Here is a 25,391-nt window from a genome sequence, read left to right as displayed (position 1 = left end):
TTATTCAACACTCTTGAGATAACAGTGCAATCTTTAATCCCTTAGGAAAATTCGGTTCAAATTGGATGGTATAAGCATATTGTTGCAGCATTATTTTGACCAAAGATAAGCCCAGTCCATGACCTTTCTGCTGAGACGATTTACGCCAAAAACGTTGCCCTAAGTAACGAATGTCTTCGGCATTTAAATGTCGGCCGTTATCTTGAATGTGTAAAGTGTTTTTCTGCATGCTCACCTCAATCACATCAGCGTTTGCATGCAATAAGGCATTTTCAAGCAGATTTTTAAGAACAGAATACAAGACAAATTCAGGTAATATCAAATCACCAAGACTGTGCCAATCGACCTGAATTTTAGCTGTTGCTTCAGGATAAATTAGTGCTAAATCATCAAGTACTTTGGCAATAATGGGCTGTACCTGAATGCTTGCTTTGATCTGTTCAATAGATTGATCGGTATTCGATAACATCAGTAATTGCTCAAGTAAATCAGCATAGCGACGGACACTTTGATTTGCTTGATCCAAGCTATATTGCAATTTCATATTGCCGTCCGTTTTCGCTATCAGTTGTGCCAATTGCACATTGGTTTTAATTGCGGTTAAAGGACTCCGTAATTCATGCGCAGCGTATGCACTAAAGACTTTTTCATTTTCAAGACTTTGATGCAGTTTATGGACTAAGCGATTCGAATTTTGCACAAAAGGGTAGACCTCTGAGGGCATGGTATTGGCATCTAAGCTCGTTAAATATTGGCTTGCTTCATTGAGCGATAAATTAGACTGACTTAAATCGCTTACAACCTGATCCAAGGCTTTAAATTCCCGACGAATAATCAAAACAATTAAGCCGATACACAACAATAATGACAAGATCAGCGGAATTAAGACCGATTGCAAAATCTGTTTTAGCAAAGACTCCCGCAAAAACATACGCTCTGCAGCCACCACTTGAATCTCACCACGGCGTAACACATAACTGCGCCATTGCGTCTCACCTTGTTGCCAAGTACTAAAACCAACTGCTTGCTGACTTAAATCTTTCGGTGCACCGCGTGTTTTGGCAATGACATGCTGTCCTACACTGATGTCAGAGCTAAATAATGATACTTCGCACGCGATCAATTGTTCTTGGTCTGTGGAATGAAGTTGTTGGGCTAAGGCAGACTCATCCAAGCTTTGCACTGGTAATTGTTGAATTAGCCGTGCCACCATTTGTGCGGAGGCATGTAGACGTTGATCTAGAGTCTCCTGTAGACGTTTTTGTAAGTCGATATACAGCCAAACAAATACTACACTCCATAAGCCGATCATCAAGGCCAAAAGACTGCTGACCAAGCGCCATTTTAAGCTGTGTGATTTTTGCATGGGATTGACTCAGCAATTCTAAACATATAACCGACACCACGAATGGTTTGAATATAGTCCGCATTCAATTTTTGCCTTAGGTGATAAATATGGACATTCAGGGCATTACTTTCAATGCTATCTTGAAAGCCGTATAACTTGTCTAACAGCACTTCGTTTTTAAGTACTTGATTTGGATGGCTCATCAAGGTTTCAAGCAAACTGTATTCACGGCGTGAAAGCTGAATCATCTGATCTTGATAATGGACTTCTTGAGTGTCTTTATTGAGCTTTAAGTGGTCAAATTGAATGACATTCGATGAAAAACCGCGGTGACGTCGGGTGAGTGCATGAACCCGTGCAATTAGTTCATCCAGTTCAAAAGGCTTGGTTAAATAGTCATCGGCACCGACATTTAATGCCTCAACACATTGTTGGGTCTGTAACCGTGCGGTTAAAACCAAAACAGGGATATGGATCTGATCTCTGCGCCATGATCGCAGTAAGTCTAAACCATCTTGGTCAGGTAAGCCTAAATCCAGCAAACATAGATCGACCGCACTGTGGCGGATAAAATAATCTGCATCACGCGCATGACTCACATGTTCTACTGAAATATTTAAAAAATCCAATGTGGCACAAATACTTGAGGCAATATATGGATCATCTTCAACCAAAACAACAAACATAGCGTTTTCCTGACTTCCTGCCTGTATTTTATAAATGATTTATCTTGTTAATGCTCCCTTAATTTATGCTTTTGCATAATCAACTGAAATAGATTTATGTCGGGTATTAAAGTCATCTATGCGTATAGGGTTAGTAGGGTTGTGTGGAATATTCAGCATTTTGAGTATGCAAAGTGCATCCGCTGATTTTTTACCTCCTGATCAAGCATTTTCTTTTCAGGCTGTATCCACAGCGCAAGACCAAGCCAGCTTCACGTGGCGTATTGCTGATGGATATTATCTGTATCATGATCAGATTAAAGTCATTGAAAATGGCAAAGCATTATCACTGCAACTGCCTCGTCCACAGCAAAAAGATGACCCTAATTTCGGCATGACTGAAGTACATTATGGGCAAGTGCAAGCGACTGTCGCCATGCAACCCAATCAAAGCTATAAAATTGAATGGCAAGGCTGTGCCGAAAGTGGCTTATGTTATCCAGTACAGCGTACAACCATTCACACCGATGGCGATGGATTATTGCCTGAAAGCAAGCTGAGTCAGCAAAGTACAACGCAAAAGAAATTATTAGATGCAGTCACATCGTCGTCATTACCCAATACTGCAATACCTGTAGAACTACAGGCGAAAAACACTGAAACTGTAACCGTTGTAACGCCAGCAAATACAGTAGAAATCAAAGAAGATGAAAATGGTTTAAGTCCCTCTTCTGAAGTGACTACTTTAACAGAACCTAGCGAAGCCAGTACGCCAGAGCTAGACGATGCCTTGATGATGCAGGCAAGTTCTGAATCTGTGACTACAACGAATGCTGAACAGCGTACGAAGCAGGCCGATTGGAACAATGATCAGTACTTCTTTTATTTACTTTCAACAGACAATATTGCACTGAATCTGATCATTTTTTTAGGTTTAGGTGTATTGCTCGCATTCTTACCTTGTTCCTTACCATTGATTCCGATCTTATCCAGTATTTTAGTGCAACGTCATCGTGGCTATCGTGCCGGCATGATTGCAGGTGTCTTTGTGGTCGGAATGGCATTGATTTATGCCTTGATGGGTTTAGCTGTGGCTGGACTTGGCTATAACTTCCAACGTTGGTTACAAAGTCCCATCTTTATTGGGTTATTTGCCGTGATGTTCGTGCTGTTTGCATTGAATTTATTTGGCATATTCCAGTTGTCTTTACCACAAGGTGTATTACAGCGTTTAGATCAATGGCAACAACGACAAAAAGGTGGAACCTTATGGGGTTCATTCATTATGGGCATGATCTCTGCGCTAATTGTCGGACCCTGTATGAGTGCGCCATTGGCAGGGGCTTTGCTGTTTGTTGCGCAATTGCCTGAACCGTGGATGGGGGCTAGTTACCTGTTTATTCTAGGTCTAGGTGTGGGCTTACCATTGTTGATTGCCTGTGTGTTTGGTGCACAGTACTTACCCAAACCGGGCGTGTGGATGGATCGTCTGAAATTCACTTTCGGTTTTGTCATGCTGTTGTTGGCGGTGTATTTCCTGCGTCCTTTACTGCCGAGTGTGGTTTATTTGACGTTGATGGGACTCTTATTCATCAGTATCACGGTTTACATTTTATGGAAGATTCGTCCGCATATTTCACAAATGCCGACGCAACTGCTGTTCATTGTTATGAGCTTAGCGACCGCAATATCGGGTGGATGGTATATCACGCAAGCATGGTCACAACTGAGTACGACACAAGCCACATCATTAGTCGCATGGCAAAAAGTACGTACCCAAGCCGAGCTTGAACAGGCACTCAATCAAGTCAAAGGAGAAGCAGTACTCATAGATGTGTATGCTGATTGGTGTGTGGCTTGTCAGCCGATTGAAAAAGAGGTGATGCCTCGTGCCGATGTACAAACAGCTTTAGATGCTGTTGCTCGAATCAAACTCGATTTAACCGAATATGAAGCAAGTCAAGATATTGTGCTGAAAGACTGGCAGATTTTAGGACCTCCAACCATGATTTTCTTAGATGTACAGCATCAAGAACAGCGTAATCTACGTTTGACGGGTACCTTTAGTGCAGAGCAACTCTTGAGCCGATTAAACCGAGGTACACCGCCATGATTTCGAATGAAGCACTGCATCTTGGACCCTTGATGTTGCCATGGGCATTATTATGTTTGGTGTTGGCTTTGCTGATCACTGCCATGGTTGGACGAAAAATCGGGCAACAAGCACAGTGGTCAACCGAAATCCAACAGCGTTTCCAAGATTCGATTTGGAGCAGTGTTTGGATCGGATTACTTGGTGCACGCTTGATCTTTATTGGATTGAATATGGAGTCTTATCTCGCATCGCCCATTGATATGCTGAAAATTCAAGACAAAGGTTTTCATCTAATAGGCGGTGTGCTGACAGGAAGTGCGTGGTTTTGGTGGAAAAACTCAGCCATGACAAAAAAAGCCAAGGCCATTTTATTACTGATCTTTGTCATGCTTATGGGGGTAGGATGGACAGTACAAAAAATCATGTATCAAGATAGCCATTATCCAAGTTTGAGTTTTCCAAGTCTGAAGCTTGCCCATCAAGATCCGTCAGAAATCATTGCGCTAAAACAATTTCAAGGTCAGCCCACGGTTGTGAATTTATGGGCGAGTTGGTGTCCGCCGTGTCATCGTGAAATGCCTGTATTACAGCGTGCGCAGGATCAATATCCTGAGGTGCATTTTGTCATGCTCAATCAAGGCGAAGAGGTCGATACCGTCCGTGCTTATCTCACAAAACATCACTTCAGTTTTAAACACGTTCTGCTGGATGCACATGGTGAAATGCCACAGGCACTGAACAGTTTTGGTTTACCGACCACTTTATTTTTTAATGCACAGGGACAGTTGGTTGAGCGTCATCAAGGCGAACTTAGTCAAGCCATGTTGCAACAATATCTCAAGAAAATTAACCCATAAATTTATTATAGAATATGTGTCATGAAGACTTTACTTAAAACCAGTTTACTCATCGGAACACTGTTGATGGTGGCATGTGGTGTCAGTGCCAATCCGAATGCAATTAAAAAACAACTAGAAAAAGAAGGCTTTCAATTTGTCAAACAAATTCCTGCACCTGAAGGTTTAAACGGTTGGGTGGGGCATGAAGACCAATATTCCAATACTATTTTTATTTCCAATGATGGCAAGTATTACATCAAAGGCGAGTTGTTTGATGCTCAAGGCAATAATCTTTCAAACACCCAAATTGAAACGCATATGAAAAAAGCCATTTTGGATGATGTATGGAAAACATTAGAAGGTTCAACTTGGATTCAAGATGGCAAAAGCGATGCACCACGTATCGTCTATGTGTTCTCTGATCCCAATTGCCCGTATTGCCATAAATTTTGGCAAGAAGCACGTCCTTGGGTAGAGTCAGGCAAGGTTCAATTACGTCATATTCAAGTGGGTGTGATTCGTGAAGAAAGCCGTGCTCAGGTGGCAACTTTACTCATGTCAAAAAATCCAACAGCCGTATTTAATGACATTAATATCAATCGTGGCAAAAATCGTCTTAAACCAGCTGAAAATATTCCTTTAGAGATTGCAGAAAAAATTGATTTTAACCAAAGCTTAATGGGCAAATATGGTTTCTTCTCAACACCATCCATTGCTTGGCGTGATAGCAAGGGTAACTTCCAGTCTGCACAAGGGATGCCGAGTGATCTCAAAGAAATCTTTGAAAAATAAGGAAAATAGATGCTCACCAAGCCAACACAACAGCGCGTCTAAGATCATGCTAAGCTCAACGTCAACGACTTAAACATCAGGGGGCGCAATGTCAAATTTACAAGATCCACGCGTATTGTTCGCTTTGGAACGTACAGCATTGGCATGGAACTGCAGTGGTTTAGCCCTGATAGCCTTTGGTTTTGTGATTGAAAAATCAAATGTATTGCTACAACTACTGCACCCTGAGCAATATCAGCACAAAATTATCTATGGACAGTGGCTTGGCATTGCCGTGATTGTATTTGGTTTATTGGTGAACTTTGCCTCAATTTTGCAATATCGTCGAGGATTGAGCTCATTAACCGAACAGGAATTTATTGCGGATTATCAGACCCAACATCCCGTGTGGCTGAATTTATTGACCATGCTGACTGGGTTTTTACTGATCATCTCATTTTGGATTTACTAAACTTGGTTGAGCTTCCATACAAAAGCATGCACAAAAATGTTTATTCCTGACAGTACAATTGATACAGCGTTTGCATAATACCCAGCACTTTAGGGTCTGCTAATTGATAATAAATTTGTTTGCCTTCGCGACGTGTCGAAACAATTTTATTGTTCCGTAAAACGGTCAATTGTTGTGATAGGGTCGGCTGATGAATATCGGTACATTCCTCAATTTGCTGAACATTTAATTCGCCATTGATCAACACACATAAAATTTTTAAACGGTCCGGATTTGATAACACTTTCAAACAATTGGAAACGGTATCAACCTGCGTAAATTCAATTTTTAAGTTATCGAATGCGATGTTCATAACGTCTAACCTGAATCATAAAAAGCAAAAGGAGCAAAGTATATCGAGATAATAACATAAAATGACTTGATTAATATATAACATTATATAATATAAGTTTAAATATTGTTTTATGGCGCATTAACTATGCATGATTTTGTGACAGCGTTTCTTGGTGGTGCTCTGTTGGGTATAGCAGTGGTGGGTTATTTGTATGTCCATGGGCGTATTGCAGGCATCAGTGGCTTGATTGCGCAGGTACTGAATCCACAGACGATTTTTAAAACGCCTGCAGTGTGGTTTCTTTCAGGCTTGATCATCACGCCATTTATTTATGGTCTTTTTGTACAACCAGAGATTATCGTGTCTGCTAGCCCAATAATGATGATTATTGCTGGTTTACTGGTGGGTTTTGGTACCCGCTTAGGTTCTGGTTGTACCAGTGGTCACGGTATTTGTGGGATCAGCCGATTATCTAAACGTTCCATCATTGCAACTATGACCTTTATGTTTGCAGGCTTTATTGCTGTATATGTCGTTCGTCACTTGATTGGAGCATTCTAAAATGAAAAACTTTTTAGCTTTTGTATTTGGTTCGCTTTTTTCAGTGGGTTTGATGTTCTCTGGCATGTCTAATCCGCAAAAAGTGATCGATTTTTTAGACATATTTGGTAATTGGGATGCAAGCCTTGCCTTTGTCATGATGGGGGCAATTGCTGTGGCATTTATTCCATTCCAAAAAGCGGTACGTAGCAGTGCACCAACCACAGTATTTAATGAGCAGATTGATTTACCAAGTAACAATAAAATTGATTCAAAGCTTATTATCGGTGCCTTAATATTTGGTGCAGGATGGGGGATTGCCGGCATTTGCCCAGCGCCAAGTTTCACCTTAATTGGCTTAGGGCATTATCAAGTTTTATATTTTATAGTGGCGATGCTTGCAGGCGTGTTGATTCACCGTAAATGGTCAGGAGCTTAACTATGCAACAACCGATTGTTCAGGATTTTTTTGATCAAGCGACCAATACATTTAGTTATGTGGTGAGTGATCCGGTAACCAAGCGCTGCGCTATCATTGACAGTGTTTTGGACTATGATGCGGCTTCGGCAACCACCTCGACAACCCATGCTGATGCAATCATTGCATATGTCAAAGTGCAAGATTTAAAAGTAGATTGGATTTTGGAAACCCATGTGCATGCCGATCATTTGACTGCAGCACAATATTTAAAATCTGTACTCGGTGGCAAAATTGCCATGAGTCATCATATTGCCTTGGTGCAAGAAACCTTTAGTGCCATTTATAATTTAGATATCAAGCAGTTTAATGCTCAACAACCATTTGATTATTTATTTGATGATCATGAGCATTTTCATATTGGTGAGCTAGAGGCATATAACATCCCGACACCAGGTCATACGCCTGCATGTTTAAGTTATGTAGTGGGTGATGCAGTCTTTGTCGGTGATACTTTATTTATGCCAGATTATGGCACAGCACGTTGTGATTTTCCGCGTGGTAGTGCAGATACCTTATTTGATTCGGTGCAAAAACTGTATCAATTGCCAGCGTCCACCCGGGTGTTCTTGTGCCATGACTATTTGCCAAAAACGCGTGATGAATATCACTGCCAAACCGATATTCAAACGCAAAAAGAGCACAATATTCATATTCATGAGGGAACTACAAAATCTGAATTTGTGCAGATGCGTCATGAGCGGGATGCAACATTAAGTATGCCTAAACTGATTTTGCCGTCGATTCAAATCAATATGAAAGCGGGCCAATTTCCCGAACCTGAAGAAAATGGGGTGTCGTATTTAAAGTTACCGCTTAATTTTTTTAAAACCTAAAAATATTGTATTTCAAATTATTAAAGACTTATTTATGTCTTTATCTTAAAAATTAATATTTATATCTTTAAAGTGAATATTCACTTTAAAGATCTTGGTATTTTAGGTATATTTATTCTATAAAGCTGACTTGTATGATCGGATTTCAAGCCAGCACTGCCTTTTAAGTATTTTTGCTTTCGTTGGCATCTGTTGAGAGAATATGTTGCTAAGACAGAGTGGACTGTTTTTTGCAATTTTAACTTTAGTTTTGCAAATCGCAGTATATTTACAACCGCTATTACCCGAAGAATTTCAAATTGCTCCGGTATGTCTCTCTATTACACATAATTTACTGTCCCCAGAAAAGCACAAACACGTACATGAGACGTATAACGAACTTGTTCATCATCTGACCCACGATCATAATCACGACGATCACAATGGACATAACCATCAATGCCAATACTGTACCGTCTATGGTGATGTTGTCCTACCTTTTGATTTTGAGATAGTTGAAATCATCGATAAGATTCAAGTCCGTCTAAGTTTCTATAAAGATGCTTTCCGACATGTATATTTCTCACTGCAAAGGCTTTACTTACTTCCACAAGGTAGGGCACCTCCACACACACTTTAAATCCTAATCAGACCAACAATTTGAATTGTTGATTTACCTCGGTATTTAAAGAGTGATTTTATGAAACTTTATATTTTTGCACCGTTTAGCGGATGCGAACAGAATCGGTTCGCCTATATCATTAGGCTAAAACAATTGATCAAATCCCAACAGATTCACAACAGTCTGCGTCATCGTACTGATCTATCTTTCCTAAAGCAGTCCCGAAATTATGGGCCGTTAGTGGTTCACCGCATAATTCCACAATAAGGTGATAGACATGGATTTAGGTTTGACAGCACTTGAATTGGCGCGAATTCAATTCGCTTTTACAGTTTCTTTTCATATTATTTTCCCTGCAATTTCCATTGGGCTAGCAAGTTTTCTTGCGGTCTTAGAATGGCGTTGGCTTAAAACACAAGATCCCGTTTACCGAGATCTGTTCCAATTTTGGATCAAGGTGTTTGCATTGTCTTTCGGAATGGGAGTAGTTTCAGGGGTAGTCATGAGCTACCAATTTGGCACCAACTGGAGTGAATTCTCTCGTATTGCGGGTAGTGTCACTGGCCCCTTACTCAGTTATGAGGTCTTGAGTGCCTTCTTCTTAGAAGCGGGTTTCCTAGGCATTATGCTGTTTGGGTGGGGAAGAGTGGGTCCTAAAACCCATTTCTTTGCCACACTGATGGTGGCAATTGGCACCTGTATTTCCATGTTTTGGATTTTATCTTCCAATAGCTGGATGCAAACTCCACAAGGCTTCAGCTTTGAAAATGGCATTATAGTGCCGCAAGATTGGTTTGCTATCGTTTTTAACCCATCATTCCCTTATCGCTTAGCGCATATGGCTCTAGCAGCATTCCTTGTATCTGGCTTATTGGTCGCTGCTACTGCAGCATGGCACTTACTCAAAGGTCGCCGTGATGCCTTAGTAAAAAAATCATTTTCTATGGCGATGTGGATGATTCTCGCACTTGCACCTTTACAGGTATTTGTGGGGGATATGCATGGTCTAAATACTTTAGAACATCAACCTGCGAAACTTGCTGCAATTGAAGGACATTGGGAAACTAATAAAGATCATGGCATGCCGTTATATTTGTTCGGTATTCCTGATATGGAGGCGGAAGAAACCAAGTATGCAATTGGCATTCCGAACCTCGGTAGTCTGATCATGACGCACACCTTAGAGGGAGAGGTGAAAGGCTTAAAAGAATTTGCCCCTGAAGATCGACCAAACTCGCTCATAGTATTTTGGAGCTTCCGCATTATGGTCGGTATGGGAGTCTTGATGATTTTGCTTGCTCTGATGGGTGCATGGTTGCGTAAAACTGGGAAATTTTATGAGTCAAAATGGCTCCACAAATTTGCCTTATGTATGGGACCTTCAGGCTTTATTGCCTTGCTTGCTGGTTGGTTTACCACAGAAGTCGGTCGTCAACCTTGGGTCGTGTATGGCGTACTGCGTACCAAAGACGCCTTGTCACCAGTATCGGCAGAACAAGTCGGTTTAACCTTAATAATCTTTGTGATCGTGTACTGCATCGTATTTGGTATTGGGATTTATTACATGCTCAAATTGATGGTTAAAGGACCACAGTTCATTCATTCTCAAGCCCATAGTGATGGTGAGGTCATTCGTGCATCAAATCGTCCAATGAGTACGATTGATGAGTCGCTTGAAGTACAACCACAGGAGAAAAACCATGATTGATTTATCCTTAATTTGGGTAGTAATCATTGCTGTAGGTGTGCTGATTTATGTGGTACTCGATGGCTTTGATTTAGGGATTGGTATCCTTTTTCCTTTAGTAAAAGATCGCCAAGAACGCGATGTGATGATGAATACCGTTGCACCAGTTTGGGATGGCAATGAAACTTGGATGGTTTTAGGTGGTGCAGGCTTATTTGCGGCATTTCCATTAGTGTATTCGACTGTGCTTTCTGCGCTGTATATGCCGATTATCTTAATGGTCATCTCACTGATTTTCCGTGGTGTCGCCTTTGAGTTTCGTTTTAAAGCGAACCGCACCAAACATTTATGGGATCAAGCGTTTATTTGGGGCTCGATCTTGGCATCATTTTTCCAAGGTATGATTTTAGGTGCTTATATCCAAGGGATTGAAACCACCAATGGTATTTATAGTGGTGGCGGATTGGATTGGTTGACCCCATTTTCAATTTTTACCGGCATTGCTGTAGTGGTGCTGTATGCCACCTTAGGCTGTGGTTGGCTGATTTTTAAAACTGATGCACGTGTTCAAAATCATATGTTTAGCCTCATGCCCAAACTGATTATCGCCTTATTTGTGATTTTTGCTGCAGTGAGTATTTACACCCCATTGGTACATGCAGAGATTGCAAATCGTTGGTTTAGCTTGCCGCAACTGTACTATTTTAGCCCTGTGCCGATTTTAGTATTGATCTTCACATTATTGGCTTTACGTGCCTGTAAAAGACGTCAGGAATTTGCGCCATTTATTTATACACTTGTCTTAGTTGTGCTGGCATATACAGGGTTTTTAATCAGTCTATGGCCAAATATCATCCCACCATCCGTCACCATTTGGCAGGCAGCAGCACCGCAAAGTAGTCAATTGTTCGCCTTGATTGGAGCATTGGTGCTGATACCGATTATTTTGTTCTATACCGCACTGTCGTATTGGGTGTTCCGTGACAAAGTTCGTGTCGGCGATGATGGCTATCATTAAGGAGAATCATCATGAAACTGAATCAAGCAGGCTGGTTTATTGTGCTATGGCTTGGTGGTGTCTTGAGTTTGGCGCTTCTCGCAGGGTTCTTTAGACTGCTAGTGCAGTGGGCTTACTAGAACCTATGCCTTAAATCTGAATCCACTATCTTGCCGGGTAAGATAGTGGATTTTTTTGAGGGACTAAAGGTGAATTGAGTAGGTAGAATATGACAATTTAAAGTGTCGAAATACATAAAATATATTTTTTTTATATTCAATACTTCTTTTGAATGATTTTTCTGTTTTTTTAGCTTCTATATTGTTAAAACTAACATGAAGCATGAAAAAATCTTAAGGAGCGTGAGTGGAACTTAAACAGCTCAAATATTTCATCACCATTGTAGAATCTGGAAGTTTAGGCAAAGCTGCACAAAAACTTGAGGTTGGCACATCGGCACTCAGTCAACAAATTGCAAAACTTGAAGATGAACTTTGCACACGTTTATTACAGCGAAATTCTACAGGTGTGACGCCCACGCCAGCGGGTTTAGCATTTTTTAAGCAAGCTCAACTTTCTCTACGTCATGTGCAATATGCCATTGAGGCGGCGCACTCATCTCGTCTGACGGGTCATGTCAGCGTTGGATTTTCACCCAGTATAGCGTCAGTTCTGGGCATACCATTTATGCAGCTCATGTCAGAGCGTTATCCTGATATTAAAATTCATTTAGTTGAAAGTCTCTCGGGAAATTTAACCAATTTAGTCAACTCAAGACAGCTCGACATTGCCATTATTTTTACCCAAGATGTCGATGCCAATTGGGCAGTACAACCGTTATTAAAAGAACAAATGTTTCTTATGGCAAATCGTTCTTTACTGAAAGAGTATGGCTTTGAACACTGCATTGAAAATGGAAAAATTGATTTAGAAAATGTGAATCGTTTGCCTCTGGTATTACCAAGCCAACGACATGGACTACGTAAATTCATAGATCAAAAGGTTGAGGGGCTGGACGTAAATTATGAAGTTGATGGTTTACACTTACTCATGAACTGTGTCAGCAACTTAAATATGGCGACCATTCAACCTGTCAGTGCACATTTTGATTATCTCAAATCAGATATTTGTTTACTCAAAGTAGTCGAACCAGTGCTGGATCGAATTAATTATCTTATTAGTATTGCAGAAGAAGAGCTTTCTCCTGCAAGTCTCGCCACCAAAGTAGCAATTAAAATTTGTGTTAAGCAGCTGATCAATAAAGGATTATGGTCAAGTGCAGAGCTATTAGACTTTTAGCCTATTTAATTTTACTAAACACCTATTTAAAAGTTGCCTATCACAGCGCTAGGCAGTTTTGGTCTTAAATTACATCAAATTCGAAAGGGAAGACATCGAATGCATGATGTAATTGTAATTGGCGGTGGGAATGCCGCTTTATGTGCAGCACTGACAGCAAGGGAGGCTGGGGCTTCAGTTTTATTGCTAGAAGCAGCACCAAAGGAATGGCGCGGTGGAAATTCACAACATACCCGTAACCTGCGTTGTATGCATGATGAACCTCAAGATGTATTAGTCGATGCCTACCCAGAAGAAGAATATTGGCAGGACTTACTCAAAGTGACTGCAGGTAAAACCAATGAGCATTTAGCGCGTTTAGTGATTCGCACGACGGCAACTTGCCGTAATTGGATGCGTCAACATGGGGTAAATTTTCAACCACCGTTATCAGGTGCCTTACATGTAGCACGGACCAATGCTTTTTTTATGGGCGGTGGTAAAGCTTTGGTAAATGCCTATTTTAGAAGTGCAAAAGATTTAGGGGTCGAGATTCGCTACAACACAAAAATCAATGAACTGATTATTGAAGATGGGACATTTATTGCTGCAATTGCTGAAGATGGCACGCGTTTTGACGGCGCTTCATGTGTATTAGCTGCAGGTGGATTTGAATCCAATCGCGAATGGTTAAAAGAAGCGTGGGGACAAAATGAAAATGGAGAATGGCCTGCAGATCATTTCATTATACGAGGCACACGTTTTAACCAAGGCAACTTATTAAAGTTCATGATTGATCAGGGTGCAGATATTATTGGCGACCCATCTCAATCACATTGTGTCGCAGTTGATGCCCGCGCACCGCTCTACGATGGTGGCATTTGCACCCGTATTGACTGTGTTTCGCTTGGTATCGTGGTTAATAAAAATGCGCAACGTTTTTATGATGAAGGCGAAGATTTCTGGCCGAAACGTTATGCCATTTGGGGGCGTTTAGTTGCAAAACAGCCAAGTCAGATTGCGTATTCAATTATTGATTCAAAATCGGTTGGGCGTTTTATGCCACCAGTCTTTGAAGGTACTAAGGCAGATACGATCGAAGAGTTGGCAGAAAAATTAAATCTAGATGTTGCGACTTTAGTTCAAACAGTGAAGGACTATAACCAAGCCTGTGTAGCGGGTGAGTTTAATCACACCGTACTGGATAATTGCCATACCGAGAATTTAACGCCCGCAAAAACACATTGGGCTGTTCCTTTAAACCAACCGCCATATTATGCCTACGCATTACGTCCAGGCATTACTTTCACCTATCTGGGCTTAAAAGTCGAAGATGATGCCGCTGTGCGCTTTGAAAATGTCGCGAGTCCAAATCTATTTGTTGCAGGCGAAATGATGGCAGGCAATGTACTTGGGCAAGGCTACACAGCCGGTGTAGGTATGTCGATTGGAACGACATTTGGTCGGATTGCAGGAAAAAATGCGGCTCAAGCTGCATTTAAACTGGGAGTTTAAAGAATGAATGCAAATGTTAAAAACTTAATACCAGTTGTGCAGCTCTCGGATCATGAACAGCAAGTAAAACAGGCTTTACAGATTTGTAATGCATGTCGTTACTGCGAGACATTTTGTGCGGTTTTCCCTGCAATGACCAAAAGACTTGAGTTTACGCAAGCCGATATTCATTACATGGCAAATTTATGTCACAACTGTGGCGCATGTTTACATGCCTGTCAGTATGCGCCTCCGCATGAATTTGGCGTCAATATTCCTCAAGCCATGGCACAAGTTCGCCTAGAAACCTATCAAGAATTTGCAGTTCCTGCATCTTTTGGTGCGATTTATAAAAAGACCGGAATTCCGCTAGTTTCTGCGATGTCGGTATTTTTTGCATTACTGATGCTCTTGGGTGTTTGGCTCAATGGCACCAATATCTTTGGTCAATATCAAGGGAATTTTTATGCAATTTTTCCGCATAACTTTCTTGCCGTGTTATTTGGCTCTGTATTTATCTTAGCTTTTATGCTTTTGGGCTTGGGAATAGCAAAATTTTGGAAACAAACTTCAAAAATTATTCCAGAAGGCGTTGCTCAACCCGATATCTTACAAGCGTCAAAAAATGTCCTGACCTTAAAATATTTAGATGGTGGACATGGTAAAGGCTGTAATGAGGAAGATGATCGTTATACACAAATCCGCCGTGTTTTCCATCACTTTACGATGTATGGATTTTTACTTTGCTTTATGGCAACCAGTGTCGCGACGATGTATCACTACTTTTTAGGCTTAGAAGCACCGTATGCCTACACCAGTTTACCGGTGATTTTGGGTACATTGGGCGGTATTGGTCTGATCATTGGACCGATCGGGCTGCTTCATCTCAATATTAAACGACATCCGATGCATGGTGATGCAAAACAAAAACCAATGGACCGTGGTTTTATCTTCCTGTTATTGCTGATCAGCATTACAGGTCTGGCGTTATTGGTATTTCGCGATAGTTCCGCAATGGCTCTCTTGCTGATTGTTCATCTTGCAACCGTTATGACTTTCTTCTTGACGATCCCTTTTGGTAAGTTTGCGCACGGCTTTTACCGAAGTGCCGCATTACTAAAATTTGCCGTCGAAGAACGTGTCGCAAAACTTAAAACGAATTCAAAAACCAAGTAAGCACCCAAACCACAACCGGACCATGGAGGTCGATGATGGCTATAGGTAAGAAAATTGAATTTTTAAATGGACTACAACGTTATAAGGATATTTTAACAATGAAGAAATTAAAATGGTTAGCCGTCGCTTGCACCAGTATTGCTGTCGTTGGCTGTGGCACAGGCAATGCCTTAAAAGATCCAGGTCATCCAAAACGTGCAGAATGTATTGCCCCTGCAAAGCCGGGCGGTGGTTTTGATATGACCTGTAAGCTGATCCAATCCGGCTTTAAAGAAACAGAAGTATTAAAAGACCCCATGCGTGTGACCTATATGCCAGGCGGCGTTGGGGCCGTTGCTTACAATAAAATTGTGAATAATGATCCAGCAAATAACAATGCGGTCATCGCATTTTCAACTGGTTCTTTACTGAATTTGGCTCAAGGTAAATTTGGTAATTTTACCGAGAAAGATGTGAAGTGGCTTTTGGGTGTAGCTGTTGATTACGGTTTAGTGGCAGTGCATAAGGATTCGCCATTAAAAACACTGGAGGATCTGATGAAGGCGCTAAAAGAAAATCCAAAAGGGATCAGTTTTGGTGGTGCTGGCAGTGTGGGTGGTCAAGATTGGATGCAAACGGCAATTTTGGCTAAAAAGGCTGGGGTAAATCCTGCCAACTTGAGTTTTGTAGCTCTCGAAGGCGGTGGCGAAGTATTAACAGCCTTGTTAGGTCAACATATTCAAGTGGGCGTGGGGAATGTGAGTGAAATTGGCTCGCATCTCGAAGCGGGTAATATCCGCGTTCTAGCAGTGTTTTCAGATAAACGTTTAGCGGGTAAATTTTCTAACTTATTAACCGCGAAGGAACAAGGTTATGACTTGGAATGGCCTGTGATTCGTGGTTTCTACATGGGGCCAAAGGTCAGTGATGAGGCATATGCATGGTGGAAAAATGCCTTTGATAAAATGATGACCAATCAAAAATTTGATGCCGTTCGAGAAAATCAGGATCTGTTGCCATTTGAATTAACAGGTGAAGAAATTAGTGCTTATGTCTATAAGCAAACGGCTGAAATGCGTCAATTATCAGAAGAATATAAATTATCAAAATAACAAATACGCTGAGTTGAATGCCTTTTCAACTCAGTTTTTTGTTTTCGAGGATAGATGATGAAATCTGAACGGATTCTTACGGCCATCATTGCGGTCTGCGGCTTTTTCTTATTAATTTACGCATGCAATTTTGAAGCGCCTATTTCCTACGATCCTGTAGGACCGAAAGCCTTTCCAATTTTACTGATGGGCTTAATTACAGTGAGTGCCATTTATTTGACTGTGCGCCCAGCCATGATGTTTGAACCTGTTGAACTAGGTTGGAATAAGCATTTAATCGGCAAACTTGTTCTATGTACATTGGCATTGTCACTGTATGCGCTTTGCTTCGAATGGTTGGGATTTATCGCAGCAACGCTACTGATGACCATCGCGGTTGGGAAACTTTTTAACGGGAAAACAGTACCAGTTGTTATTACGGGTTTGGTGCTGAGTATGAGTACCTACTATCTGTTTGACCGTGTTTTGGATGTGCCATTGCCACTAGGCTTCTTGGGTTAGGGATGACAACGACATGGACATATTTAATTTCTTAATGACAGGTTTTGAAGTTGCCTTACAACCACAAAATTTACTCATTGCTTTTATTGGTGCATTTATTGGAACGATTGTCGGACTGTTGCCGGGATTGGGTCCAATCAATGGTGTTGCCATCTTATTACCATTTGCTTACGCCTTAGGATTACCCGTTGATAGTGCTTTAATTTTATTGGCAGCAGTCTATCTCGGTTGTGAATATGGTGGACGAATTTCTGCAATTTTGCTGAATGTACCGGGCGATGCGGGTGCAATTATGACCACTTTAGATGGTTATCCTTTGGCTCAGCAAGGTAAGGCAGGTATTGCTTTATCCCTTTCATCTTTTAGCTCATTTATAGGTAGTACGATTGCCTTTATTGGGATTGTTTTATTTGCTCCGATTTTGGCACGATGGGCGGTTTCCTTTGGACCAGCGGAATACTTTGCCTTGATGGTTTTTGCCATTGTTTGCCTGACGGGTTTAGTCAGCACGCAACCATTTAAAACGTTAATCATGGCGCTGATCGGTCTGGCAATTTCGACCGTGGGTATGGATGCGATTACTGGTGTTTATCGTTTTACCTTTGATAGTGTGGGTTTAAGTGACGGCATTGCCTTTACAACTGTGGTGATTGGTTTATTTAGTATCAGTGAAATTTTACTGCTGCTTGAACGGACCACGATGGGCAAAGTGGTTTTAGAACAAGGAAAACGCTCATTATTTAATGTCAAAGAGTTTCTGAGTGCTTTAGCCACCATGATTCGTGGATCCTTGATTGGGTTTTTCTCAGGGATTTTACCGGGTGCGGGTGCCAGTGTGGCGAGTGCCATGGCGTATACCACTGAACGGAAAATGGCGGGTGACAGTAGTCAATTTGGTAAAGGTGATCTACGTGGTTTGGCCGCGCCAGAAAGTGCTAATAACGCGGCAGCATGTGGTTCTTTTGTCCCAATGTTGACTTTAGGTGTGCCGGGTTCTGGAACAACTGCGGTCATGATGGGGGCTTTGACCATGTATAACATTACTCCAGGTCCGCAGTTATTTACGGAGCAACCAGTTTTGGTTTGGGCATTGATTGCATCCTTAATGGTGGGAAATATTATCTTATTGATATTGAACTTACCTTTAGTTGGCTTCTTTGCGCGTTTACTTTCGATTCCAAGCTATATTTTGATTCCTATTATTGCAACCGTCAGCTTTGTTGGGGTATTTGCAATTCATAGCACTGTTTTCGATCTTGTGCTTTGTATGGGGCTCGGTATTGTTGGATATATCCTTCGAAAATTTGATTTTCCATTGGCACCTCTGATTCTTGGTTTTGTACTGGGTGAATTGATGGAGTCAAATCTACGACGTGCACTCTCCATTTCTCAAGGTGAGCTCAGTATTCTGTGGAGCAGTAACATCAGTATGGGACTATGGGTCATGTCAGCACTGTTGTTGATCTTTCCAATCGTCCGTAAATATCTATTCATTAAGAAGCAAAAAGCTTAAATGGAGAAGCAATGGTCAGCGAGTCTGACCATTGCTGTTAGATCATATGGAAATCATAAAATTAAATGCCAAAGGATTGGTATGCGCACTGATCGGTGCGCTCATCGCAAATTTACTTCATCTCCCTTTACCGTGGTTGCTCGGGCCATTACTCGCGGCTTTATTGTTTGGTTGTATAGGCCAACCACTCACATGTTCACCGCATTGGCGTAAAGTGGGACAAGTCATTATTGGTATGGTTTTGGGACTATATTTTACCCCAGCGCTAGTCCATGCTATTTCTGCCTATTGGATATTTATCGTACTCGGCATCTTATGGTCATTGATTTTGGGAACACTTATCGCAGGATTACAATATCGTATCAATGGTTTAGATTGGGCAACGGCGTGGTTTTCTTCTGCAATCGGCAGTGCCAGTGAAATGGTGAATATCGCAGAACATCACCATGCGCAAGTAGATAAAGTCGTTGCTGCACATAGTTTAAGAATTGTGGCACTTGTGGTGCTTGTACCAATCGTTTTAGCAGCATTATTTGATATTCATTGGGTGAGTCTAGACCAACATATCATTGAACACTTTAGAATTGCCCAAATTCTTCTTTTATTTGCTTTGGCCTGTTTGATAGCGAAAATATTTCAAAAATTCAATGTATTAAATGCGTGGGTTCTCGGACCATTAGTTATGGTGGGATTTCTTTCATTTTTCGGAGCATTGGAATTAAAATTCCCGACGTGGTTTACGGCCTTTGGACAAATATGTATAGGTTGGTCATTAGGCACAAAGTTTCCTTTTGGCTTTTTAAAAAGCCATAAAAAATTCATCGCCATCACGACCATTTTAAATTTGTTGGCATTAGGATTATCCATCCTGTTTGCATTGTTCTTGGTGTATATCAGTCACGCCAATGGAAAAATTTTAGTTTTAGGCTTATCTCCCGGCGGCATTGCAGAAATGTCTTTAATGGCAAAAGCTCTTGGATTAGCTGTGCCTATCGTGGTTGCGTTTCAACTATCACGGCTGATTTTTGTGATATTGACGACCAATTATTTTTATCAATTGAGCAAAAAAATATTTTTTAAAACAACAGATAAGCCTTAATTATCCCCAATTCAATCTTTGATTCAGATGAATTAAATAGAATACTTTCTATAGCTTGGCATTTAAATACAGCGGAGTAGAAGTTAGAAAAATATGAGATTAATGAAAGATAGTTGAGAAAGCGGTCTTAAATGATGGTTTGAAAGTGAAGATGAGTAAGTGAGATCAATTTGATTCAGGACTGCTTTCGTCAGTCCCTTATTATTTTAATGCCGTTTTAGAGCAGTAAATTTTAAATTTCATTATTATGCAAAATTCGAAGATTTAACGTCAAAATTAAATTTCGCGCCAAACATCATTCTTATCTTTGAATGAAATCATAAAGTTAAATTTGTCATCATTACTTACCAAAAGGCCTTCTGGCGTTTGCATAATCACTTTTAAAACGGTACCAGTTTCAAAAACCAAAGGACTGCAATTTTCTTTATTTAATGTAATTGGTTTGAGTAATTCAACAATTGCACTTTCCATTTTACTTCCCCAAGCATCGGTTGTTAATTGAACTTAGCATATTATTGGTGAAGAAACAGGTTTTGTAAATGACGTGAGCTACATCGCAGAAAATATTTTAGAATTTTCCATAACTTAAGTTTAAATAATGGTTAAATAAATTAAGGTTTTTTAATCTATTGATATCAAAAATAATTTTAAAATATGACAAACTTTTTAACTGTAATTATATGTCCTAAGGTGTGTTTTTTGTTCCACAAACAATGACCAGATCATCGAAAGTGCATGATCAATAATGAATTTAAGGTGAATTTCAATTTTCATGCTTAAGCTAACAGAATGATGTGTCGTCTTGTATTTGATTGTTAAATTTCAGATTAAACAGCGTTAAATATTCAATCTGAACAAGAAAATTAATGAAATAAAACTTATCATCAGCAACTCAAACTAAAAACAAAGATTCAGGGAAATGTAGGACCAATGTTTAAATCTTTTTTTCCAAATCCAAAATGGTTTTTTGGATCATTCCTTATATGGTTCGTCATCAATATTGTCTTGTGGTATAGCGGTGGCAATAGTTGGGGTACGATGTTTGGTTTAGCTGCAAATTATCATCAAGCAGAGCTGCCTATTGGTATTAGCCGATTTTGGAGTCCCAAATTTTTATGGTTCTATGCTTGGTTTTTTGTAGCAACGGCGCTTTTTGCAGCCTTTTGGAAGATTAAATCAGATAATCCTTGGCAACGATGGTCTGTGTGGGGAACCGCATTTATCCTGTTTAATGTTTGGTTTAGTGTGGAATGTAATGTCGTAATCAATGCTTGGTATAACCCATTCTATGATCTGATCCAGAAGATGCTTTCAGGTGGTGGGGGCGAAGTGGCGACGCTATATTCAGAGACGCTGACTTTTCTCTATGTAGCCATGGTATATGTCACACTGGCGGTATTGAACCTGTTTTTCGTTAGTCATTATGTTTTTCGTTGGCGTACCGCAATGAATGACTTTTATACAGCGCATTGGAAAAAACTGAGAACCATCGAAGGTGCCTCACAGCGTATTCAAGAAGACACGATGCGTTTTGCGAGAACCACAGAAGGACTTGGGGTTAGCTTAGTTGAATCGGTGATGACCTTAATTGCATTTCTACCTGTGCTGTTAACTTTATCAACACATGTAAAGAAATTACCTGTCGTGGGGGAAATCGCCTATGCATTGGTTTGGGCGGCAGTCCTTTGGGCAGTATTAGGGACGGTTATTTTAATGCTGGTGGGTTATAAACTACCGGGTTTGGAGTTTAATAATCAAAAAGTCGAAGCAGCATATCGTAAAGAATTAGTTTATGGTGAAGATCATGCAGATCGAGCAGACCCTCTAACATTAAAACAATTATTTGGTAAAGTCCGATTTAATTATTTTAGACTGTATTTTCACTATGCTTATTTCAACCTAGTTCGTATTTGGTATATGCAGCTTGATAATATTTATGGGTTCTTTGTATTGTTTCCAAGTATTGCAGCGGGAACAATCACGCTCGGTATATTAATGCAAATTTTAAATGTCTTTGGGCGTGTACGTGATTCTTTCCAATACCTGATTTCTTCGTGGACAACCATTATTGAACTGATTTCTATTTATAAGCGTTTAAGAGCATTTGAAAAAACAATTAATAATTAATTTTTAATCTTAAAAATGACCTGTAATTAATTACAGGTTTTTTTTATGGTTTTAATTAATGAGAATTACAAATAAATAAAATCAATAAATTAAAGAGGTTAGATCTTATTTCATGATTTTATAAAAAAATGTAAATAAAAATACTTATTATGTAATTTTGGTAATTTTGCGTATGTATATTGTATCCATATCGATGATTAATTTATAAAAATTACATTTTTGTTGAATTTTATCACATTCTATTTGCTTTTTTTTACATTTGAAATGCAAACAAAATCACATATTTTGGGTATTGGTGTGTATTTGTGTGCAAATTCATTCTTTCTGTTTGGTGTGAAGCATCTTAACAATGCGATAAAGAAAAAAACTTTAATATTTTTTTTAACTTTGCTGAACTGTTATATGTCCATTCACATGCCTTTTTATTAGCTAGATAAAGCATGTGATTTAAAAAATTATTTAAAACATATATTTATAAATAAGCCAGAGGGTAATTATCATGTTACAAGTCCAAGTTGTATCAAAAGAACATCATTCTGTTTTAGAAAACATACAAACGAGTAATATTTCATTAAAGGAGGCTTCTGTTGTTGTTATACATACTTCAAAAGAAAATGTTTTAAGTATGGAGAGAAGTGGAAATACTTTAATTATAAAAATGAAAGACGGACAGCAACTAATAATTGAGAATTACTTTACAGATAATCTAAATGAAAACAATGTTGTACTAGAAGAAGATGATAAATTATATCTATTAGAAACAAATCCAAATGAAGCTGGATTATTTGAAATTAACTATAATCCGATCGATGAAATTAATCCTTTACTCTATTCAGATTCAACAGTTGGTTTATGGACGTGGTTAGTTCCTTTAGTTACTGCTGGAGGCATTTTAGCTTGGGCAAATAATGATTCAGATAGTTCATCGGGTTCGGGCGACTCAAATCAAGCACTCGATGCGGCAGAAAAAGCGGTAAAAGCAGCAGAAGATGCAAATAAAGCCGCAAAGGATGCTTTGACCGATGCACAAGCGGATGGATTAATTACCCCTGAAGAAAAGACCAAGCTTGAGCAAGCACTTGCCGATGCCAAAGCCGCTGAAGATGCTGCTCAGAAAGCTGTTGACGCATTAAAAGACAGTACTGAAAAAGACGACTTACAAGATCGTCTCGATAACTTAACGGATATCGTGATTCCACCTGTGACCGATGCAAATGGTAATGGCATTGATGATACGGTGGATGCTCAAATTGCCGATGCAGAAGCGGCAGTGAAAGCGGCGGAAGATGCGTATCAAGCAGCAGAAGATGCATTAGAAGAAGCCAATGCAAACGGCTTAATTACGCCAACCGAAAAAGCCGAACTTGAAGAAGCACTCAAAGCGGCACAAGACGCCAAAGACGCAGCGCAAGATGCGGTCGATGCCTTACCATCGGCACCTGCAGCAGTGCAAGATGCCAAAGATGGCTTCCAAGATCGAATTGATGCGTTGACGGATATCACTATTCCAGCAGTCAACGATGCCAATGAAAACGGAGTTGATGACAGCACAGAAAATCCAGTTGATTTAGCCACAGATCTTGTTGAAGCAGCAGAAGATGCGTATCAAGCAGCAGAAGATGCACTCACTGATGCGAATACAGATGGCTTAATCACAACTGAAGAAAAAGCTGCTTTAGAAGATGCCTTAAAAAATGCGCAAGATGCTAAAGATGTAGCACAAAATGCAGTGGATGCCTTGCCAGACAGTACGGACAAAGATGCACTGCAAGATCGAATTGATGCCTTAACGGATATCGAGATTCCAGCGGTCACTGATACCGATGGCAATGGTATTGATGATGCAGTTGATGCACAAATTGCCGATGCCGAAGCGGCAGTAAAAGCCGCAGAAGATGCGTATCAAGCAGCAGAAGATGCATTAGAAGAAGCCAATGCAAACGGCTTAATCACCCCAACCGAAAAAGCCGAACTTGAAGAAGCCCTCAAAGCGGCACAAGATGCCAAAGATGCAGCACAAGACGCGGTGAATGCCTTGCCATCTGCACCTGCAGCAGTACAAGATGCCAAAGATGGCTTCCAAGACCGTATTGATGCGTTGACAGATATCACCATTCCAGCAGTCAACGATGCCAATGAAAACGGAGTTGATGACAGCACAGAAAATCCAGTTGATTTAGCCACAGATCTTGTTGAAGCAGCAGAAGATGCGTATCAAGCAGCAGAAGATGCACTCACTGATGCGAATGCAGATGGCGTGATTACAGCAGAAGAACAAGCAGCTTTAGAAGATGCCTTGAAAGATGCGCAAGATGCCAAAGATGCAGCACAAAATGCAGTGGATGCCTTGCCAGCAGGAACAGATAAAGACGACTTACAAGATCGTCTCGATAACTTAACGGATATCGTGATTCCACCTGTGACCGATGCAGATGGTAATGGCATTGATGATGCGGTGGATGCGCAAATTGCTGATGCAGAAGCGGCAGTGAAAGCGGCAGAAGATGCGTACCAAGCTGCAGAAGATGCCTTAGCGGATGCTGAATCAAATGGCTTAATTACACCAACCGAAAAAGCCGAACTTGAAGAAGCCCTCAAAGCGGCACAAGATGCCAAAGATGCAGCACAAGACGCGGTGAATGCCTTGCCATCTGCACCTGCAGCAGTACAAGATGCCAAAGATGGCTTCCAAGACCGTATTGATGCGTTGACGGATATCACTATTCCAGCGGTGACAGATACCGATGGCAACGGTATTGATGATACCGTTGATGCACAAATTGCCGATGCCGAAGCGGCAGTAAAAGCCGCAGAAGATGCGTACCAAGCCGCAGAAGATGCATTAGAAGAAGCCAATGCAAACGGCTTAATCACCCCAACCGAAAAAGCTGAACTTGAAGAAGCACTTCAAGCGGCACAAGAAGCCAAAGACGCAGCGCAAGATGCGGTCGATGCCTTACCATCGGCACCTGCAGCAGTGCAAGATGCCAAAGATGGCTTCCAAGATCGTTTGGATGCGTTGACGGATATCACCATTCCAGCGGTCAACGATGCGAATGAAAACGGAGTCGATGACAGCACAGAAAATCCAGTTGATTTAGCCACAGATCTTGTTGAAGCAGCAGAAGATGCATATCAAGCAGCAGAAGATGCACTCACTGATGCGAATGCAGATGGCTTAATCACACCTGAAGAAAAAGTAGCTTTAGAAGATGCCTTAAAAGATGCGCAAGATGCCAAAGATGCAGCACAAAATGCAGTGGATGCCTTGCCAGACAGTACGGACAAAGATGCACTGCAAGATCGAATTGATGCGTTAACGGATATCGTGATTCCAGCGGTAACGGATAGCAACAACAACGGTGTTGATGATGCAACTGAAATTGCAGCGGTAGAAGATTTGGTTGCAGCGGCTGAGGCAGCGTATGCAGCAGCGGATCAAGCCCTAG

General features: G+C 40.7%; 23 protein-coding genes. 19 read left to right on the top strand and 4 right to left on the bottom strand.

Annotated elements, in window-relative coordinates:
* Nucleotides 1–4 precede the first annotated feature (4 nt).
* Together FTU62_RS08180 and FTU62_RS08175 are read right to left on the bottom strand one after the other, a co-directional pair.
* Entirely contained in the window at nucleotides 5–1,366 is a 1,362-nt protein-coding gene (locus FTU62_RS08180; protein ID WP_180102391.1) for an ATP-binding protein, read from the bottom strand.
* Nucleotides 1,345–2,034: a response regulator transcription factor gene (locus FTU62_RS08175; RefSeq protein ID WP_180102390.1), complete on the bottom strand. Its 690-nt coding sequence runs from the start codon at nucleotides 2,032–2,034 to the stop codon at nucleotides 1,345–1,347. The genes FTU62_RS08180 and FTU62_RS08175 overlap by 22 nt, the downstream gene beginning before the upstream one ends.
* 166 nt (nucleotides 2,035–2,200) lie before the next feature.
* On the opposite strand from FTU62_RS08175, the gene dsbD reads away from it, so the two are divergent.
* The 4 genes from dsbD (at nucleotide 2,201) to FTU62_RS08155 (ending at nucleotide 6,190) form a co-directional block, all read left to right on the top strand.
* Nucleotides 2,201–4,126 carry a protein-disulfide reductase DsbD gene (gene dsbD / locus FTU62_RS08170; RefSeq protein ID WP_257223124.1) on the top strand — a complete coding sequence of 642 codons (1,926 nt, stop codon included), beginning with the start codon at nucleotides 2,201–2,203 and terminating at the stop codon, nucleotides 4,124–4,126.
* Nucleotides 4,123–4,965 carry a TlpA disulfide reductase family protein gene (locus tag FTU62_RS08165; RefSeq protein ID WP_180102388.1) on the top strand — a complete coding sequence of 281 codons (843 nt, stop codon included), beginning with the start codon at nucleotides 4,123–4,125 and terminating at the stop codon, nucleotides 4,963–4,965. Before dsbD ends, FTU62_RS08165 begins: the two co-directional genes overlap by 4 nt.
* A gap of 21 nt (nucleotides 4,966–4,986) precedes the next feature.
* The gene (dsbG, locus tag FTU62_RS08160; protein ID WP_180102387.1) at nucleotides 4,987–5,739 is read left to right on the top strand and encodes a thiol:disulfide interchange protein DsbG; all 753 of its coding nucleotides are present in this window, start codon (nucleotides 4,987–4,989) and stop codon (nucleotides 5,737–5,739) included.
* 88 nt (nucleotides 5,740–5,827) lie between these two features.
* On the top strand, nucleotides 5,828–6,190 hold the full coding sequence (locus tag FTU62_RS08155) for a YidH family protein (protein WP_180102386.1): 363 nt from the start codon (nucleotides 5,828–5,830) through the stop codon (nucleotides 6,188–6,190).
* Between the two features lie 40 nt (nucleotides 6,191–6,230).
* Here the strand turns inward: FTU62_RS08155 and FTU62_RS08150 are convergent, their stop codons facing one another.
* Complete coding sequence (locus FTU62_RS08150) at nucleotides 6,231–6,542, bottom strand: metalloregulator ArsR/SmtB family transcription factor (protein WP_180102385.1); 312 nt, start codon at nucleotides 6,540–6,542, stop codon at nucleotides 6,231–6,233.
* Between the two features lie 126 nt (nucleotides 6,543–6,668).
* Between FTU62_RS08150 and FTU62_RS08145 the strand changes: the two genes are divergently transcribed.
* The 13 genes from FTU62_RS08145 (at nucleotide 6,669) to FTU62_RS08090 (ending at nucleotide 19,815) form a co-directional block, all read left to right on the top strand.
* Complete coding sequence (locus FTU62_RS08145) at nucleotides 6,669–7,085, top strand: YeeE/YedE family protein (protein ID WP_180035493.1); 417 nt, start codon at nucleotides 6,669–6,671, stop codon at nucleotides 7,083–7,085.
* A 1-nt stretch (nucleotide 7,086) separates the two neighbouring features.
* On the top strand, nucleotides 7,087–7,503 hold the full coding sequence (locus FTU62_RS08140; RefSeq protein ID WP_078193079.1) for a DUF6691 family protein: 417 nt from the start codon (nucleotides 7,087–7,089) through the stop codon (nucleotides 7,501–7,503).
* A gap of 2 nt (nucleotides 7,504–7,505) precedes the next feature.
* On the top strand, nucleotides 7,506–8,378 hold the full coding sequence (locus FTU62_RS08135; RefSeq protein ID WP_078193078.1) for an MBL fold metallo-hydrolase: 873 nt from the start codon (nucleotides 7,506–7,508) through the stop codon (nucleotides 8,376–8,378).
* Nucleotides 8,379–8,583: 205 nt separating this feature from the next.
* On the top strand, nucleotides 8,584–8,997 hold the full coding sequence (locus FTU62_RS17405; RefSeq protein WP_078193302.1) for a DUF2946 domain-containing protein: 414 nt from the start codon (nucleotides 8,584–8,586) through the stop codon (nucleotides 8,995–8,997).
* Nucleotides 8,998–9,256: 259 nt separating this feature from the next.
* Entirely contained in the window at nucleotides 9,257–10,687 is a 1,431-nt protein-coding gene (locus tag FTU62_RS08130) for a cytochrome ubiquinol oxidase subunit I (RefSeq protein ID WP_180035495.1), read from the top strand.
* Nucleotides 10,680–11,684, top strand: a complete 1,005-nt coding sequence (gene cydB, locus FTU62_RS08125; RefSeq protein WP_078193076.1) for a cytochrome d ubiquinol oxidase subunit II — start codon at nucleotides 10,680–10,682, stop codon at nucleotides 11,682–11,684. Before FTU62_RS08130 ends, cydB begins: the two co-directional genes overlap by 8 nt.
* A 345-nt stretch (nucleotides 11,685–12,029) precedes the next feature.
* On the top strand, nucleotides 12,030–12,962 hold the full coding sequence (locus FTU62_RS08120) for a LysR family transcriptional regulator (RefSeq protein WP_180077346.1): 933 nt from the start codon (nucleotides 12,030–12,032) through the stop codon (nucleotides 12,960–12,962).
* 99 nt (nucleotides 12,963–13,061) lie between these two features.
* Nucleotides 13,062–14,456, top strand: coding sequence for an FAD-dependent tricarballylate dehydrogenase TcuA (tcuA, locus tag FTU62_RS08115; RefSeq protein ID WP_180024033.1), 1,395 nt, complete (start codon nucleotides 13,062–13,064; stop codon nucleotides 14,454–14,456).
* Between the two features lie 3 nt (nucleotides 14,457–14,459).
* Nucleotides 14,460–15,611 (top strand): tricarballylate utilization 4Fe-4S protein TcuB, encoded by a 1,152-nt coding sequence (tcuB, locus tag FTU62_RS08110; RefSeq protein WP_180102384.1) that lies wholly within the window; start codon nucleotides 14,460–14,462, stop codon nucleotides 15,609–15,611.
* A gap of 35 nt (nucleotides 15,612–15,646) precedes the next feature.
* Nucleotides 15,647–16,702 carry a tripartite tricarboxylate transporter substrate binding protein gene (locus FTU62_RS08105; protein ID WP_180102383.1) on the top strand — a complete coding sequence of 352 codons (1,056 nt, stop codon included), beginning with the start codon at nucleotides 15,647–15,649 and terminating at the stop codon, nucleotides 16,700–16,702.
* 54 nt (nucleotides 16,703–16,756) lie between these two features.
* Complete coding sequence (locus FTU62_RS08100) at nucleotides 16,757–17,203, top strand: tripartite tricarboxylate transporter TctB family protein (RefSeq protein ID WP_180102382.1); 447 nt, start codon at nucleotides 16,757–16,759, stop codon at nucleotides 17,201–17,203.
* Between the two features lie 13 nt (nucleotides 17,204–17,216).
* On the top strand, nucleotides 17,217–18,716 hold the full coding sequence (locus FTU62_RS08095) for a tripartite tricarboxylate transporter permease (protein ID WP_180102381.1): 1,500 nt from the start codon (nucleotides 17,217–17,219) through the stop codon (nucleotides 18,714–18,716).
* 46 nt (nucleotides 18,717–18,762) lie between these two features.
* Nucleotides 18,763–19,815 carry an AbrB family transcriptional regulator gene (locus FTU62_RS08090; RefSeq protein ID WP_180102380.1) on the top strand — a complete coding sequence of 351 codons (1,053 nt, stop codon included), beginning with the start codon at nucleotides 18,763–18,765 and terminating at the stop codon, nucleotides 19,813–19,815.
* Between the two features lie 276 nt (nucleotides 19,816–20,091).
* Here FTU62_RS08090 and FTU62_RS08085 read toward each other — a convergent pair whose 3' ends face one another.
* On the bottom strand, nucleotides 20,092–20,286 hold the full coding sequence (locus FTU62_RS08085) for a hypothetical protein (RefSeq protein ID WP_078193067.1): 195 nt from the start codon (nucleotides 20,284–20,286) through the stop codon (nucleotides 20,092–20,094).
* Between the two features lie 459 nt (nucleotides 20,287–20,745).
* On the opposite strand from FTU62_RS08085, the gene sbmA reads away from it, so the two are divergent.
* Together sbmA and FTU62_RS08075 are read left to right on the top strand one after the other, a co-directional pair.
* A complete protein-coding gene (gene sbmA / locus FTU62_RS08080) occupies nucleotides 20,746–21,942 on the top strand; it encodes a peptide antibiotic transporter SbmA (RefSeq protein ID WP_180102379.1) in 1,197 nt (398 codons plus the stop codon).
* 499 nt (nucleotides 21,943–22,441) lie between these two features.
* Nucleotides 22,442–25,391, top strand: a 2,950-nt coding sequence (locus FTU62_RS08075) for a BapA prefix-like domain-containing protein (protein WP_180102378.1), incomplete at its 3' end; no start/stop codon positions are given.

It is taken from the genome of Acinetobacter sp. YH12126, assembly GCF_013418745.1.
GTDB lineage: Bacteria > Pseudomonadota > Gammaproteobacteria > Pseudomonadales > Moraxellaceae > Acinetobacter > Acinetobacter amyesii.
This window is presented reverse-complemented; position numbering and strand designations above follow the sequence as displayed.

Excerpts from the sequence above, each read along its gene's own strand:
- FTU62_RS08180 (WP_180102391.1), bottom strand. The coding sequence starts at position 1,366 with ATGCAAAAATCACACAGCTTAAAATGGCGCTTGGTCAGCAGTCTTTTG.
- FTU62_RS08175 (WP_180102390.1), bottom strand. The coding sequence starts at position 2,034 with ATGTTTGTTGTTTTGGTTGAAGATGATCCATATATTGCCTCAAGTATT.
- dsbD (WP_257223124.1), top strand. The coding sequence starts at position 2,201 with ATGCAAAGTGCATCCGCTGATTTTTTACCTCCTGATCAAGCATTTTCT.
- FTU62_RS08165 (WP_180102388.1), top strand. The coding sequence starts at position 4,123 with ATGATTTCGAATGAAGCACTGCATCTTGGACCCTTGATGTTGCCATGG.
- dsbG (WP_180102387.1), top strand. The coding sequence starts at position 4,987 with ATGAAGACTTTACTTAAAACCAGTTTACTCATCGGAACACTGTTGATG.
- FTU62_RS08155 (WP_180102386.1), top strand. The coding sequence starts at position 5,828 with ATGTCAAATTTACAAGATCCACGCGTATTGTTCGCTTTGGAACGTACA.
- FTU62_RS08150 (WP_180102385.1), bottom strand. The coding sequence starts at position 6,542 with ATGAACATCGCATTCGATAACTTAAAAATTGAATTTACGCAGGTTGAT.
- FTU62_RS08145 (WP_180035493.1), top strand. The coding sequence starts at position 6,669 with ATGCATGATTTTGTGACAGCGTTTCTTGGTGGTGCTCTGTTGGGTATA.
- FTU62_RS08140 (WP_078193079.1), top strand. The coding sequence starts at position 7,087 with ATGAAAAACTTTTTAGCTTTTGTATTTGGTTCGCTTTTTTCAGTGGGT.
- FTU62_RS08135 (WP_078193078.1), top strand. The coding sequence starts at position 7,506 with ATGCAACAACCGATTGTTCAGGATTTTTTTGATCAAGCGACCAATACA.
- FTU62_RS08130 (WP_180035495.1), top strand. The coding sequence starts at position 9,257 with ATGGATTTAGGTTTGACAGCACTTGAATTGGCGCGAATTCAATTCGCT.
- cydB (WP_078193076.1), top strand. The coding sequence starts at position 10,680 with ATGATTGATTTATCCTTAATTTGGGTAGTAATCATTGCTGTAGGTGTG.
- tcuA (WP_180024033.1), top strand. The coding sequence starts at position 13,062 with ATGCATGATGTAATTGTAATTGGCGGTGGGAATGCCGCTTTATGTGCA.
- tcuB (WP_180102384.1), top strand. The coding sequence starts at position 14,460 with ATGAATGCAAATGTTAAAAACTTAATACCAGTTGTGCAGCTCTCGGAT.
- FTU62_RS08105 (WP_180102383.1), top strand. The coding sequence starts at position 15,647 with ATGGCTATAGGTAAGAAAATTGAATTTTTAAATGGACTACAACGTTAT.
- FTU62_RS08100 (WP_180102382.1), top strand. The coding sequence starts at position 16,757 with ATGATGAAATCTGAACGGATTCTTACGGCCATCATTGCGGTCTGCGGC.
- FTU62_RS08095 (WP_180102381.1), top strand. The coding sequence starts at position 17,217 with ATGGACATATTTAATTTCTTAATGACAGGTTTTGAAGTTGCCTTACAA.
- FTU62_RS08090 (WP_180102380.1), top strand. The coding sequence starts at position 18,763 with ATGGAAATCATAAAATTAAATGCCAAAGGATTGGTATGCGCACTGATC.
- FTU62_RS08085 (WP_078193067.1), bottom strand. The coding sequence starts at position 20,286 with ATGGAAAGTGCAATTGTTGAATTACTCAAACCAATTACATTAAATAAA.
- sbmA (WP_180102379.1), top strand. The coding sequence starts at position 20,746 with ATGTTTAAATCTTTTTTTCCAAATCCAAAATGGTTTTTTGGATCATTC.